Annotated in this window: 15 protein-coding genes; 4 read left to right on the top strand and 11 right to left on the bottom strand. The window is 40.6% G+C overall.

Annotated features, from left to right (window positions below; genetic code table 11):
* Nucleotides 1-87: 87 nt before the first annotated feature.
* Nucleotides 88-567, bottom strand: coding sequence for a DUF456 domain-containing protein (locus tag MKZ25_RS12175; protein WP_340801738.1), 480 nt, complete (start codon nt 565-567; stop codon nt 88-90).
* A 146-nt stretch (nt 568-713) separates the two neighbouring features.
* On the opposite strand from MKZ25_RS12175, the gene MKZ25_RS12180 reads away from it, so the two are divergent.
* The 4 genes from MKZ25_RS12180 (at nt 714) to MKZ25_RS12195 (ending at nt 3,461) form a co-directional block, all read left to right on the top strand.
* Nucleotides 714-1,220: a DUF1189 family protein gene (locus MKZ25_RS12180; RefSeq protein ID WP_340801739.1), complete on the top strand. Its 507-nt coding sequence runs from the start codon at nt 714-716 to the stop codon at nt 1,218-1,220.
* A gap of 74 nt (nt 1,221-1,294) precedes the next feature.
* The gene (locus MKZ25_RS12185) at nt 1,295-1,630 is read left to right on the top strand and encodes a hypothetical protein (RefSeq protein WP_008408576.1); all 336 of its coding nucleotides are present in this window, start codon (nt 1,295-1,297) and stop codon (nt 1,628-1,630) included.
* A gap of 127 nt (nt 1,631-1,757) precedes the next feature.
* A complete protein-coding gene (gene ispG, locus MKZ25_RS12190; RefSeq protein WP_340801740.1) occupies nt 1,758-2,867 on the top strand; it encodes a flavodoxin-dependent (E)-4-hydroxy-3-methylbut-2-enyl-diphosphate synthase in 1,110 nt (369 codons plus the stop codon).
* A gap of 18 nt (nt 2,868-2,885) precedes the next feature.
* Entirely contained in the window at nt 2,886-3,461 is a 576-nt protein-coding gene (locus tag MKZ25_RS12195) for a 5' nucleotidase, NT5C type (protein ID WP_340801741.1), read from the top strand.
* Nucleotides 3,462-3,539: 78 nt separating this feature from the next.
* Here MKZ25_RS12195 and MKZ25_RS12200 read toward each other — a convergent pair whose 3' ends face one another.
* From MKZ25_RS12200 to MKZ25_RS12245, 10 genes are all read right to left on the bottom strand, one after another.
* The gene (locus MKZ25_RS12200; RefSeq protein WP_340801742.1) at nt 3,540-4,352 is read right to left on the bottom strand and encodes a C40 family peptidase; all 813 of its coding nucleotides are present in this window, start codon (nt 4,350-4,352) and stop codon (nt 3,540-3,542) included.
* Nucleotides 4,349-5,134, bottom strand: a complete 786-nt coding sequence (locus MKZ25_RS12205) for a serine hydrolase (protein WP_340801743.1) — start codon at nt 5,132-5,134, stop codon at nt 4,349-4,351. Before MKZ25_RS12205 ends, MKZ25_RS12200 begins: the two co-directional genes overlap by 4 nt.
* 4 nt (nt 5,135-5,138) lie before the next feature.
* Entirely contained in the window at nt 5,139-6,077 is a 939-nt protein-coding gene (locus MKZ25_RS12210; RefSeq protein ID WP_340801744.1) for a S66 peptidase family protein, read from the bottom strand.
* A gap of 3 nt (nt 6,078-6,080) precedes the next feature.
* Nucleotides 6,081-7,031 (bottom strand): oligopeptide/dipeptide ABC transporter ATP-binding protein, encoded by a 951-nt coding sequence (locus MKZ25_RS12215; protein WP_340803017.1) that lies wholly within the window; start codon nt 7,029-7,031, stop codon nt 6,081-6,083.
* A complete protein-coding gene (locus MKZ25_RS12220; RefSeq protein ID WP_008407551.1) occupies nt 7,024-8,070 on the bottom strand; it encodes an ABC transporter ATP-binding protein in 1,047 nt (348 codons plus the stop codon). The genes MKZ25_RS12215 and MKZ25_RS12220 overlap by 8 nt, the downstream gene beginning before the upstream one ends.
* 15 nt (nt 8,071-8,085) lie before the next feature.
* Nucleotides 8,086-9,072, bottom strand: coding sequence for an ABC transporter permease (locus MKZ25_RS12225; protein ID WP_340801745.1), 987 nt, complete (start codon nt 9,070-9,072; stop codon nt 8,086-8,088).
* Nucleotides 9,072-10,016: an ABC transporter permease gene (locus MKZ25_RS12230; protein WP_340801746.1), complete on the bottom strand. Its 945-nt coding sequence runs from the start codon at nt 10,014-10,016 to the stop codon at nt 9,072-9,074. The genes MKZ25_RS12225 and MKZ25_RS12230 overlap by 1 nt, the downstream gene beginning before the upstream one ends.
* Before the next feature lie 176 nt (nt 10,017-10,192).
* A complete protein-coding gene (locus tag MKZ25_RS12235; protein ID WP_445326882.1) occupies nt 10,193-11,971 on the bottom strand; it encodes a peptide ABC transporter substrate-binding protein in 1,779 nt (592 codons plus the stop codon).
* A 54-nt stretch (nt 11,972-12,025) separates the two neighbouring features.
* Complete coding sequence (locus MKZ25_RS12240) at nt 12,026-13,111, bottom strand: dipeptide epimerase (protein WP_340801748.1); 1,086 nt, start codon at nt 13,109-13,111, stop codon at nt 12,026-12,028.
* Nucleotides 13,112-13,124: 13 nt separating this feature from the next.
* Entirely contained in the window at nt 13,125-13,919 is a 795-nt protein-coding gene (locus MKZ25_RS12245; RefSeq protein ID WP_340801749.1) for a M55 family metallopeptidase, read from the bottom strand.
* Between the last annotated feature and the right edge of the window lie 253 nt (nt 13,920-14,172).

Consider the following 14,172-nt stretch of genomic DNA (forward strand, 5'->3'; position numbering starts at 1 on the left):
GTAATCTTTCCATTACTAGTGTAAGCGATATCTATTTGATTTTACAAATATTTGCTCCTTAACAATTTCTTCAGATTTAATTTGTAACTAGATGGCAATAAAAAATAGGACAATCATAACTGCTTGAATAATCCCTTTTGTTACGACGGATGTTAAAAATCCTACCACTGAACCGACACCCACTTTAATCGCCTGCTGTAAATTGCTTCGTGTCACAATTAATTCGCCAATAATCGCCCCGATAAACGGCCCTGCGATAATACCCGCAAAAGGAATAACAAATGGACCGATCAATAAACCAATCGTGCTTCCCCACATCCCTGCTTTTGTTCCGCCGAATTTTTTTACTCCGATCAGATTCGAGATCGTATCTGCCGCAAATAACAGCGCAACAAATAGTAGCTCGATTACCCAGAACCACCACGGCAATTCGGTAAAACTATAAAACAGCCCATAAACGATAAACCCGCCAAGTAAAAATAAGACGGATGGGATAATCGGATATACTAAACCGATAAACGCGATTATAAACAGCGCAATAATAAGTGTCCATGCAATAATATCCACCCATTTCACATCCTTTCAAATATTCTTCCCACTATGTTTTCAAAAATTATACGTAATGTACGAAGAAAAGATTCAATTTAATTTTCCGAGTTCAAATCATATTTTTTTCATGTTACACTACTTTTATAAAGGAGCATTCAATCATTATGAAAATTTCACATATGCAGTTATTTATACATAGTTTAACGAGTCCTAAAAAATTGGGCGCCTATCGAATTCTATCAATCGGTAAAGTGATGCAGTATGCCTTTTTAATGATTACCCTCATTACCGCTTTTTCATTCGGGCAATTTATCAATACCGGGACAGCCGAGATTTTCGGTTATTCGGAAATTGAACAGTATGCCGAGAATATACAGTGGATTGTTTATCCGATTGCCATTGTATTTTTATTCGTACTCAATACGTCGATCTATTTTATTAAAGTAAGTTTATATGCGCTTGCAGGTCTGTTTTTCGTTAAGCCGATGAGACGCCGCGGTGAATATCGGCAAGTATGGCGGACAGCTGTTTTTGCCAGTACATGGGGAACATTTTTAACGATGTTCGGAAATCTTTTTATAATCTCACAAACAGTTATCACAATTAGCGGTATTTTTATCACAATGCTCTTTATAATCGTTGCATTAACAAAATATCCTGTACAAAAATAATAAATTCTCCTTATGAATCATATAGTTTAACAATCTATTAACGAGTTGAACTGAAGAGATAAGGAGGATTTTTTTTGCGCTTTTTAATAGCTTCCATTGTGCTATTGCTGTTTGCGTTTGTCATTAAAGTAGATTTACAGGAAGGTACGCTCCCATTAGCCTCCTTTTATGCTGCTCCACAATCATGCGAGGAAGCCGAAAAAGAAAGCTATGTAGTCGTGAAAATCCAGCAGGACGATACCATTTACAGCCTGTTTTCAGCAACACCATCACCTATTAAAACCACTTTCCCTGAAAGACTAGCCCAATTTTATCAACTTAACCCGCATTTAAATTTACAGCCACTTGTACCAGGAGATACTGTCCTAATCCCAATCATCTCGAACGTGAAGGAAAATTGTCTAAATTGACTTCATAATGTTTCTTCCTTGTTCTTCTTTTCATACACTGATAAAATAAGGAACAGTGACGGCTTACATATCGTTATATCTATTGGAGATGTAACACATTAAAAGCCTGAAAAGGAGAGAATTTTTCATGAGTGAAATCGTTCACCGTACGAAAACACGTCCTGTGCGTGTCGGTAACTTAACAATTGGTGGTAATAACGAAGTCGTAATTCAAAGTATGTGTACGACGAAAACACATGATGTAGAAGCAACTGTTGCCGAAATTAAACGTTTGGAAGAGGCAGGTTGTCAGATCGTACGTATTGCAGTACCAGATGAGCGTGCTGCAAATGCAATACCTGAAATAAAAAAACAAATTAATATCCCATTAGTAGCGGATATTCACTTTGATTACAAATTAGCATTAAAAGCCATTGAAGGTGGCATTGATAAAGTACGTATCAATCCGGGCAACATCGGGCGCCGTGAAAAAGTGGAGGCAGTTGTAAATGCGGCAAAAGCAAAAGGTATACCAATCCGAATCGGTGTTAACGCCGGATCTTTAGAGCATCATATCCTGGAAAAATACGGTTACCCAACTGCTGATGGAATGGTAGAATCTGCATTGCACCACATTAAAATTTTAGAAGACTTGGATTTCCATGACATTATCGTTTCGATGAAAGCATCTGACGTAAACTTGGCAATTGAAGCCTATGAAAAAGCATCAAAAGCTTTCAACTATCCGTTGCACTTAGGAATTACAGAATCAGGTACACTATTTGCCGGTACTGTTAAATCAGCTGCCGGTTTAGGTGCGATTTTATCTAAAGGGATCGGAAATACATTGCGTATTTCTTTATCTGCAGATCCGGTGGAAGAAATAAAAGTAGCTCGTGAATTATTAAAATCATTCGGCTTGGCATCAAATATGGCCACATTAATTTCTTGTCCGACTTGCGGCCGTATCGAAATTGATTTAATTTCAATTGCCAACGAAGTAGAAGAATATATTTCTAAACTGAATGTTCCGTTAAAAGTAGCAGTTTTAGGCTGTGCGGTTAACGGTCCTGGTGAAGCACGTGAAGCAGATATCGGCATCGCCGGTGCTCGTGGCGAAGGCCTTTTATTCATGAAAGGTAAAACAGTTCGTAAAGTTCCGGAAGAAACAATGGTGGAAGAACTGAAGAAAGAAATCGATAAATTGGCTGCTGAAATGGTGGCACAGCGTGAAGCAGAAGCTAATGCAACTGTGTAAAGAAATGAGGTAATGGAAATGACAAACTTAAAACATCGGTTCGGCATTGATATTGACGGGACTGTTACATGTCCTGCCACATTGATTCCCCATATTAATAAACAGTACAATATTAATATGACGCTACAAGATGTAACGGAATATGATTTTTTAAGTGGCTTTCCCCACCCTGTAGACCGCGCACAGTTTCAGGCCTGGTTTAAAGAAAACGAGCCACGAATGTATGAAGCGAGTGAGCTTGCTGCAGATGCACACCGCATTTTAACAGCCTGGCAGAACCAGTATGAGCTTTATTATATTTCTGCCCGTGGAGAAAATGTTTTCGACATTACGAAAAACTGGTTTGAACATTTTAAAGTACCATACGACCATATCGAATGTATCGGCAGTCATAACAAAATTGCCATCGCAAAAAAGCATGCAGTAGAAGCATTTTTCGAAGACAAACATGATAATGCAGTCGAAATTGCCGAGGAGCTAAAAATCCCTGTCATTTTGTTTGATACCCCATACAATCAGATACCTGTACCGAATAACGTCGTTCGCGTTAATAATTGGGTAGAAGCAAACGATTGGATCCTTAAAAACTTTTAATTGAACAAAACCAATTTACATGTAATTAAAAGGTCAACTCAGACTATTCTTTCTGAGTTGACCTTTTTTGTGGTTGGATTAAAAAATACTGCCGTACTCCGTGATTGTTGTCGCCAAGTCTTCACGGTAATTTTCATGCTGCAAGTTCAGGCTATTCACATTGACCTCGTTTCCGCCCAGCGAGGAATGGATATACTCATCATTACCAATATACATCGCTACATGACCAGGGAAGAAAATCAGATCTCCCGGCTTTAAGTTTTCAGCTTCTATTTTCCTTAACGGGAAACCTTCCTCTATTTTCGCATCACGGTAAATAAAAGCACCGTTCAGCATATACGCCATTGATACAAGACCTGAACAGTCAATACCTAAAGGCGTTTTTCCGCCCCATCGGTATGGTGTTCCCATATAGCGAAAAGCTGTTTCCACAACTTGCTTGCGGAATATCTCTTCATTTGTCGTATACACTTTAACTCGATCCTGAATCCAGGCTGACCGTACATACCCTTCTTCGCCTGTAACAAGCTTCACTTTTGCCCAAGCCGGATCAAGTCCTGCTTCCAGTACAACTTTAATAAAGGCACCTCGTGTCAGTGTAATGATGTTTTCACTTTGTATTTTAGGAGCTTTAAGGACATCGGCAAAGCTCTGTATAACGACATCATTTGCTTCATATACCCAGTTCACAGTCGGTTCACTTCCAACATGCAAGTCGGATTTTAGTGTATAGCCTTCGTACCGGTAAAATGTTCGTACTTTGACCCAATTTTCATCAATTTCTTCCTGCACTTCGACCGACATCCCGTATAACGCCTCGTCGATTAACTCGGAATGTCGGTCCGGTGCTGCATATAAATTCGCAATTTTTGTTTTTACAACGGCATTCAATCGATTCCCTCCTCCTGTTTTATAAAATGATCATAGACGATTTTAGAAATCGTACCAATCGTTTGTCTCGCTTTGTCATTGTCGGTCACTTCTGTAATGAAAACCCCGATAAAATAATCTCGTTCTTTAGCAAAAATAATTCCAGTATCATGGTCTACCGTATCCAGTCCACCTGTTTTGTGCGCTATTTTTACATCATCTACGATATAACGTTTGAGCGACTCATGACTGCGCTGCCTGCTTAAAATATCGAGTGCCACCGCATTCCACTCTTTTGTAAGCAGTGTCCCTCTATATATTTGCCGGAAAAGTTGCTGCATATCCTGCGCTGTCGTTTCATTATCAAAGCCAAGCTTTTGACGTTCAAAATCCATCATTTTTCGCTGGACTCGAGTATTATGTAAGCCGATTTCTTTAAAATAGTTATTGAATGCTTCCATGCCTAATAAATCAATACATACATTTGTTGCTGTATTGTCGCTCGTAATCGTCATCCAAAGCAACAGTTCGTGCAGTGTGGCACGGGTTTGCCTCTGTTCAGTTATAACACTGAACTCAACCATGTTTTCAGGAGTAATTTCGATTACCTGATTCAAATTGCCGTTCATTTTTTGCAGGTGAGCCAAAATGGCAATGAGTATCGGCACTTTGATAATACTTGCACTGCTGAAAATTTCCTTGTCCCGATTTTCCCATACAATCTCATTAGTATTATAATCTTCTACAATGACATGCACTTTATATGGACACTGAGCAATAATACGATTAAGTTGTTTATGCATCAGACTAACCTACAACCCGAATAGTATGATTCGTCGCATCGATAGTTACGGTTTTACCAAGCGGCAATGACATCGTCGGCAGTACATGACCACATGTTACATCTTTTATTATTGGAATATTCAATGGCACTAAAATTTCTTCAAATACCGTATCCAAACTCAAATTATTTTCTGCGTTATTTACATCCATTGGCCCACAATCCGTCCAAGCACCCAGCAAAATACCCGACAGTTGCTGAAGTTTACCTGATAGTGAAAGCTGTGTCAGCATCCGGTCGATCCGTTGCACATTTTCATCGATGTCTTCCAAAAATAGAATTTTGCCGTTCAGATCAATCTCGTACGGTGTCCCTAAAGATGCTGCAACCAGTGTTAAGTTACCTCCAGCTAATTCCCCTGTTGCATTACCGGGAACAACCGTGTTCATATTCTGGTCTTTTGCATTTTCCAGGAAATAATCATTCCATCCTGTATTCGTCACACTGTTGAGGAAGTACTCCCATGTATAGTCATCCATTTCAGGTCGGATAAATTCTGTTGAAGGCATCGGTGTATGGTATGTTATAAAGCCGCATTGCTGGTTGAATACAATATGCAGTGCTGTAACATCACTATAGCCGGCAAATACTTTCGGGTTTTCTTTAATCATCTCCAAATCAAGCATCGGTAAAATCCGTGTCGCGCCATAACCTCCGCGAATACAAAAAATACCGTCTATTTCAGGATTCCGGAACATGTCATTCAATTCTTTGGCGCGCAGCTCATCACTGCCTCCAAAATAACCGTGACGCGCTTTGCACGTTTCCCCTACAACTACATGGAAACCCAGTTTCTCCACTGCCTGGATTGCCCGATCGATACGATGTTCAGGTGTTGCTCCAGATGCGCTGATTAATGCTACAGTATCGCCTTTTTTCAGTGACTTCGGAATTATCATTGCCATATTCTACACTCCACTTCCGGCAAGCACTGCCCGATACTGTGCCTGCTCCTCTTGATTGGCCAATACGAAATGTCCTTCTTCAATTTCAACAAACTCAGGTGGATCCATTTCATACTGATGGACAGTCGGATCATACACTTGCAGCTTTTTTCTGCGCTCTTTTAACGGATTCGGTTCTGGAACAGCTGCCAGTAATGCTTTCGTGTAAGGATGCAGCGGATTGTTGAACAGCTTTTCCGTTTCACCCAGTTCAACGATTTTCCCCTTATAAATGACCGCCGTCCGATCTGTAATAAAGCGGACAATCGATAAATCATGTGCGATAAATAAATACGTCAAATCACGATGCTCCTGTAAGCTGGACAATAAGTTCAATACTTGGGCACGAATCGAAACGTCCAGTGCAGATATCGGTTCATCCGCTACGATAAATTCCGGTTCCATAACAAGAGCTCTGGCAATGCCGATCCGTTGACGCTGCCCGCCGGAAAACTCATGCGGGAAACGAGAAGCAAATTCCGGCAGCAGTCCGACTTCCAGTAATGCTTTTTTTACTTTATCGATCCGTTCCTGTTCATTGCTGTATCTTTTATTATTGATCAGACCTTCAGATACTATATAGTCAACCTTTGCCCGCTCATTTAATGATGCGCCGGGGTCCTGGAAAATCATTTGGATTTTTTGTGTAATTTCACGGTCCCATGCACTGGAAATACGGCCATTAATCGGGGTTCCATGGAATAGAATTTCTCCGTTTGTTATCGGGTTGATGCGCATAATCGCACGGCCGATTGTCGTTTTTCCCGAACCGGATTCCCCTACAAGCCCGAATGTTTCACCTTTATATATATCGAAGCTCACATTATCTACCGCTTTGAACTGCTTTTTCCCTTGTCCAAAAACGATATCGATATTTTTCACTTCAATCAGTTTTTCTTTTTTATTTTTAGTCATTTGCATATTGTCTCCCTTCTGCGAAAAAGGCTTGCAACACTTCTGGGGGCTCTACTTTCGGTGCCTTTGGATCAAGCAGCCATGTGCGTGCATAATGGGTATCGGTCACTTTGAAAAAAGGCGGACGTTCAACAAAGTCGATTTTGAGTGCATACTGATTCCTCGGAGCAAACGCATCCCCTTTAATTTCTTTAAATAAGTTCGGTGGTGTTCCTTTGATCGAATACAACTCTTCGCCTTTATTTCCTAATTGGGGAAGTGACGAAATCAATGCCCAAGTATACGGATGTTTCGCGTCAAAAAATACTTCCTCCGTTTGTCCAACTTCAATAATATCCCCTGCATACATTACTGCAATCCGATCCGCGACTTTTGCAACGACTCCTAAATCATGCGTAATATAAATTGTCGACAGCAAATACTTCTCCTGCAAATTTGTTAATAATTGCAGGATCTGTGCCTGTATCGTAACATCAAGTGCCGTTGTCGGCTCATCGCATATTAGGATTTGCGGGTTGCAGGCAACAGCAATCGCGATCACGATCCGCTGACGCATCCCGCCGGAAAATTCATGCGGGTATTGCTTATAGCGGCGCGCAACATCATGTATCCCTACATCCCGGAGCAGCTGCAATGTTTTTTCATACGCATCATTTCCTTTTAACCCTTGATGCAGCACGACACTTTCTTCGATTTGTTTTCCGATTGTTTTCAGCGGATTAAGCGATGTCATCGGGTCCTGTGTAACCATGGCGATTTTTTTGCCGCGAACTTTCAGCCAGTCCGCCTCTGTTTTAAATTTTGATAAATCATGACCGTCAAAGTGGATTTGTCCATCCGCAATATAGCCGTTTTTATCAAGCAGACCCATGATCGACTTTACTAACACTGATTTCCCCGAACCTGATTCGCCTACGATTGCTAGACTTTCCCCTTTATATAAATCGAGCGAAATATCACGGATAGCCGTCAATGTTTGTCCACGCAGTTTAAATTTTATAACTAGATTTTCGATGGATAATATTTTTTCCTGTTCCATATAACGCCCTCCTCTTTAAACGTGATTTTTCGGATCTGCCGCATCTGCAAATGCATTCCCGATAATATAAAAGGCAATCGTAATGACACTCAGCACGATACTTGGGAAAATAAGCTGATAACGTAAATCCGGTGACATCATCAGTACCCGTCCTTCATTGATCAAGTTTCCTAATGATGGTTCACTAACCGGCAATCCAAGGCCGATATATGTTAAAAATACTTCCGCACCAATTGCAGCAGGTACTGCTAAACTCATTCGCAGCATAATAACCGAAATCAGATATGGGAGCAGGTTTTTCAAGATGATTTTATAGCCTGGTGTTCCTAAAGTTTTAGATGCCAGATTGTACTCACGGTCACGCAATATGACAATCTGATTTCGCAGGAAACGCGCCATTTCAACCCAGCCTGTTATACACATGGCGATAATAATCGTCGATACGCCAGGTCGTAAAATATACGCCATTAAAATCAGCACGATCGTTGTCGGAATATTATCCACGATATTGTATAGCTGGGTAATCGGTGTCTCGAGTTTCCGCGAATAGCCCCATAAAGCCCCAACTGTAAAACCGATCAGAACTTCGATAATCGCTACAGCAAATCCGATAAATAAGGATGTTCTTGTCCCTTCCCAAATTCGGGACCATAAATCCTGACCGATGGAGTTTGTCCCAAAAATGTATTCATCATTCGGAGCGACATTCCGGTCCTGCATTCCTGTGTCCGGATTTAAATAAATTTGAGTCGGCGATTTCTGATCTGGCAAATAAGGTTGGACAAATGTAAATGCAATCAAGACGATGACAAAGACGAGCAAAAATACAGCAATTTTATTTTTCCTAAAGGAGCGGAAGGTCGAACGCCAATAAGAGTAATTGGAATAAGCTGTTTCTTCCGCTTTTGCATCATCGACAGCGGCAAAGTCAAACATGTGATCATGCAGCTGTTCTGTCGATTTTTCTGAAATATTCTGAATTTCTTTCGTGAAAATTCCCATTAGCGTACACTGTCCCCTTTCCCTAGTTTAATTCGAGGGTCAACAATTGCCATCAGTAAATCCCCTAAAATTAATCCAATAATCCCGAGTGCAGAAAATACAAGCACCAATCCTTGTACGACATTGTTATCCTGGCGCTGAATCGCATCTACGAGCAATCCACCCATACCTGGAATCGAAAATAATGATTCAATATAAATCGAACCGGTGATCGTAAATAAAATCGTTGCCGGTAAATATTGCGCCATCGGTATGAAGGCATTTCTCATCACATGGCGGAACATAATCGTACGCTCTGTCACACCTTTTGCCCGTGCGAGCTTAATATAATCCTTGTTCAGCTCATCCACCATATAGCGTCGCATCCACATTGCATATGAAGCAATCGGACCAAGGGCCAAACAGATTAACGGTAAAATAAAACTCCGTGGATTGTATTCATCAAACAGCATCGGCAAATTGAACCATTCCGAAATATACATTTGAATCATGAGGAAATAAACCATCGCCGGTACCGCCACAACAATAACGATATAGCCTGTGCCGAGCCTGTCGAGCCAGCGCCCTTTAAACTGGGCCATCAAAATGCCCAGCGGTACACCAACTAGTAATGAGAGCGCTACAGCTCCTAATCCGAATATTATGGAATACATCATTTTATCTTGAATAATGTCAAGTACTGGTACGTCTGTACGGTATGTAATCGATTTCCCTAAGTCGCCTTGAACAAGGTCGACGTAGAAATTTTTTAGTTGGACTAACAACGGATCCCGTAAGCCAAGATTTGTTAAATAGATTTCCTGTTGCTCAGGCGACATTTTTTCTGCTGCTGCACCTAAATAGCCTTCATCAGGCATTAATCGTAACAGGGAGAAAACTATTGTCACGATGATAAATAACGTCAATATGGATTGCGCGAATCGTTTCGCAATATACTTTAACAAACACGTTCCCTCCTCAGTAATTCCTCGGCGTAATGACGTCCGGATCGGTTTGTCGCTAGCGCCAAATACTTTTTATTGAATCCGTGATATCCGCAATAATGAAATATAAAAGCAGAAAGGAGATGCAGAAACATCCTGTCATCTCCTAATCTACCTCCATTTAAAATGCCTTCGTATTAATTAGAAGTGTTTGCTAAAGCTTCCGCACGCTCTTTTTCCCATGCTTCTTTAGCAGACTTGAATTCTTCATTACTCATTGGCTTTTCTAGGATAGACTGACCTTTAAACTTCTCGGATGTAACACCAAATGGCGAATATTGTGATTCAAATGGATTTAATTTTGAAGCAGTATAACCACCGCCGCCAACAGCGTACGGAATAACAAATGCTTCCTCAATTAAAAATGCCTCTGCTTTCGCAAATAACTCATAACGTACCGCCGGATCTACTTCTGCTTTTGCAGCTTCGACTAGCTTGTTGTATTCACTGTTATAACCTTCTGCCATTTCCGGCTTGTTATATGTTCCGCCTTCTGTAAATGGATCTGTATACGTTGACGGGTCAGCAAAGTCCGGACCCCAATTTGCTTCAATTATTGAGAACTTACCAGGGCGACGTACTTCACCAAGGAACCCTGTTGCAGGACCTGCATATAGCTCCACATCGATGTAATCAGCACCTAAAAGGTTTTCAAGCTGCTGTTCCACTACTTGTGAACGGTTTGCCCATTCCGGTGAACCAGAGTTGTAAGGTAACAATACCTTTACCGGGAATGTTGCTTTACCAGCTAATGCAGCCAATGCCGCCTCTTTATGTTCAAGCGCTAAATCTTTGTTAAATGAATCTGTTTCGGTAATTGCTTTTAATGGATCAAGCATTGTGTAATCTACACCTTCAACATCCACGAAGTTCTTTGGTGTAATTGTATTAGACAATAGATCTTGTGGATTGTAAGGCTCGATTGTTAACATCGCCGATACACGATCAAGCGCGTGATAAAGCGATTTACGGAAATCTTTATTGTTAACGGCCACTTTCCAGTTTTCAGGTTCATACTCTGCATCATATTGCGGATCAAAGTTTAATGCATAGAAGTATGAGTAGAAGTTATTTGTGTTTTGGCGTACTAAATCTTTTTTGTCATCACTGTTTAACCATTCATCCAAAATTGATGTCGGAATTAATGCCCCATCAATCTCATCACGCAAGAATAGTTCTGGTGCAACTGTTGCTGCTTCTTTATTGTACTTATAGCGGATACGATCGATTTTCACTGTTTCTTTATCCCAGTAGGCGTCGTTTTTCACAAGTACACGCTCATTCTGAGGTTCGAATTTATCTAAAATATATGCGCCATTATATAAAATATTCTCGCGAGTCGTTCCGAACGCATCACCTTTTTCAGCTAGGAACTCCCCGTTTACCGGGAAGAAACATACATAGTTCAGCATCGATAAAAAGTACGGTGTCGGTGCTTCCAATGTATATTCAAGCGTTGTTTCATCAATCGCTTTAATACCTACTTGCGAGAAATCCGTCAATTCGCCATTGTAGAAAGCATCACCGTTTTTCACGACTGTTGCAATCCACGCTGTCGAAGATTCGTTTTTCGCATCAAGCACATAATTTAAACCATCTACAAAGTCCTGTGCTACAACATTTACTACATCTTTACCTTCATGGTCCACCCACTTCACATCATCACGAAGTTTGAATGTCCATACAGTCGCGTCTTCATTGGATTCCCAGCTTTCTGCTAATCCTGGCTTAACGACGCCGTATTGGTCATATTCAATTAATCCTTCTACTAAATTCGCTGATAATGCAAATTCATTTGTTTCTGCTGTTTTTAAATAGTTCAGCGTTTTAATTTCGCCGGAATACACTGTTCGATATTCCGATGTTTCACCAGATTCCGATGAATCACCACATGCTGCCAGTACGAGTACAAACATACAAAGTAACGCTAACAAAGATTTTTTCAAAGTTATTTCCCCCATTTCTCTTTCCTATCTAGCTAAATAAGCTTCTATTAATAACCCGATACCGGGAGCATCGGCCATCTGAATATTTTCCCCTTTGAAAATCGGCCCCCCTTCAATTGGATCTTCACTGCACAAACTTGGTCCATCCAGATCGACCATTGTGACATTTTTGCTCGCTGCTGCAAAATGCGCAGCTGCACTGACACTAATTTTTGTTTCAAGCATACAGCCAATCATACAAGCGACACCATTTGCCTCTGCAATATGGTTGATTTGCTGTGCTTTTGAAATGCCCCCTGTTTTCATCAGCTTTATATTTATTAAATCCGCGGCCCGCTTTTCAATGACCTCGATCGCTTGCTTTGGAGAAAATACACTTTCGTCCGCCAAAATATTTGTATACGTATTGCTGGTCACATATTGCATGCCTTTAATATCACTGTAGTGTACAGGCTGTTCAACGAGCTCGATATCCGCGCCTTTGTCTTCAAGCTGTCCAATAATTTTTACAGCTTCTTTTGCTGTCCATCCTTGGTTGGCATCAACTCTTAACGTAACATCTGGACCTACTGCCTTTCGAATAGCTATAACACGTTCCACATCTTCAACCGGATTTTTCCCGACTTTCACTTTTAAAATAGAAAAGCCCCGTTTTACAGCTGCTAAACTGTCTTTCACCATTTCATCCATTCCATTCACACTAATCGTAATGTCCGTTGTAATGTTCTTTCGGTAACCCCCCAGCAATTTATAAAGGGGAGCATTGTATTGTTTCGCCCATAAATCATAAAGCGCGATTTCGACCGCCGCTTTAGCACTCGTATTTTGGTAGAGACAAGAATCGACCCGTTGACAAAGCAGCGCAATTTCATCAATTTCAATTCCAATAATCGATGGTGCTATCACTTCTTCAATTGCATAGCGGATCGATGAAAGAGTCTCGCCTGTAATGACATGGGTCGGCGCAGCTTCCCCGATGCCGATTAGTCCATTATCCGTATAAATAAAGACGGCGATATTTCGTATACTATGTACTGTGCGCAGTGCTGTTTTAAACGGAGTAATAAGAGGAGCCTCGACAAGCCCTACCTCAACTTTTGATATTTTCATAAATTCACCTGCTTTATGTTAAAAATTGTAACAGTCTCAACACTTCAAAATAATCGTTTGTTTCGAACCGGACTGTATTGTGCGGTTTAAATGTTGCACCTGGATAAAATGAATTCCGGTATGCCTTAATATGATCCTTATAAATAATTTCTACTGTGAAATGCTTCGGCAATTCTATTTGAAGCTTTGTTCGCTCAATTTTCATTGCCTGTTCTACAAGTAGTTTCGTCTTTTTCAATGTCGTTTGCGGACTTACATTAATTGTTGCATGGCCGACTCCCTCTTTTGTCGCGAATGTGACAATTTGATCATTGTAACCGGCGATATGCTCCGTTAATGCCTGATCTCCGCTGACAAAAGCAACCGGCACATCGTGGAGGGCTGCTGCATATGTATTTATTAAAAATTCACTTGCATATTCCCCGTTTATTTTGACATCTGCCAACAAGCTAAGTGTATGGGCAAGGGGGTTTTTCTCACTGCCGCCTTCACTGTGATAGCCAATAAAAATCGCCCTATCGAAACTGCTGTCCAAACCCGCAACCATGCACATTGGTTCTTGTGTCCAGCCTCGAATGATTTTTACGTTTTCAGGTAAGTTTTCAATAAGGATATTTCGTCCGGAATCATGTGCATCTTTCAGTAAAATCTCGGTAGCACCGCCTGCAAATGCACCTTCAATTGCCGCAAGCACTTCTTTTGTCATCTGTTTTTGAAACTGCGCATAATCCGGAGCGTTCAGTTCAGTTTCACTCCAAACCGTTGTGCCCGTAATCCCTTCGATATCGGCACTTATGTAAACTCTCATTTTTTCGATACTCCTTTCAACTTCCACGACATTCATCAGTGTAGAATAATATTTTTAAAGATTTAGATTTTTCAGTCTTCTGTTTATTATTAATAAAATACCATACTTATTTCGATTGTGGAAGTTTTTTCTAATAGTTTTTAAAATAATATAATTGAAGTATAAATCTCCAAAACCTTTGATATACAGCGATATTTAAAACATATCATTCCAATAGATATTATATTTTCATAAGAAAACAGCCTTCTACATA

Origin of the sequence: Solibacillus sp. FSL W7-1464 (assembly GCF_038004425.1) — a bacterium.
Lineage (GTDB): Bacteria > Bacillota > Bacilli > Bacillales_A > Planococcaceae > Solibacillus.

Excerpts from the sequence above, each read along its gene's own strand:
- MKZ25_RS12240 (WP_340801748.1), bottom strand. The coding sequence starts at position 13,111 with ATGAAAATATCAAAAGTTGAGGTAGGGCTTGTCGAGGCTCCTCTTATT.
- MKZ25_RS12235 (WP_445326882.1), bottom strand. The coding sequence starts at position 11,971 with ATGTTTGTACTCGTACTGGCAGCATGTGGTGATTCATCGGAATCTGGT.
- MKZ25_RS12210 (WP_340801744.1), bottom strand. The coding sequence starts at position 6,077 with ATGGCAATGATAATTCCGAAGTCACTGAAAAAAGGCGATACTGTAGCA.
- ispG (WP_340801740.1), top strand. The coding sequence starts at position 1,758 with ATGAGTGAAATCGTTCACCGTACGAAAACACGTCCTGTGCGTGTCGGT.
- MKZ25_RS12215 (WP_340803017.1), bottom strand. The coding sequence starts at position 7,031 with ATGACTAAAAATAAAAAAGAAAAACTGATTGAAGTGAAAAATATCGAT.
- MKZ25_RS12195 (WP_340801741.1), top strand. The coding sequence starts at position 2,886 with ATGACAAACTTAAAACATCGGTTCGGCATTGATATTGACGGGACTGTT.
- MKZ25_RS12205 (WP_340801743.1), bottom strand. The coding sequence starts at position 5,134 with ATGCATAAACAACTTAATCGTATTATTGCTCAGTGTCCATATAAAGTG.
- MKZ25_RS12180 (WP_340801739.1), top strand. The coding sequence starts at position 714 with ATGAAAATTTCACATATGCAGTTATTTATACATAGTTTAACGAGTCCT.
- MKZ25_RS12245 (WP_340801749.1), bottom strand. The coding sequence starts at position 13,919 with ATGAGAGTTTACATAAGTGCCGATATCGAAGGGATTACGGGCACAACG.
- MKZ25_RS12225 (WP_340801745.1), bottom strand. The coding sequence starts at position 9,072 with ATGGGAATTTTCACGAAAGAAATTCAGAATATTTCAGAAAAATCGACA.
- MKZ25_RS12220 (WP_008407551.1), bottom strand. The coding sequence starts at position 8,070 with ATGGAACAGGAAAAAATATTATCCATCGAAAATCTAGTTATAAAATTT.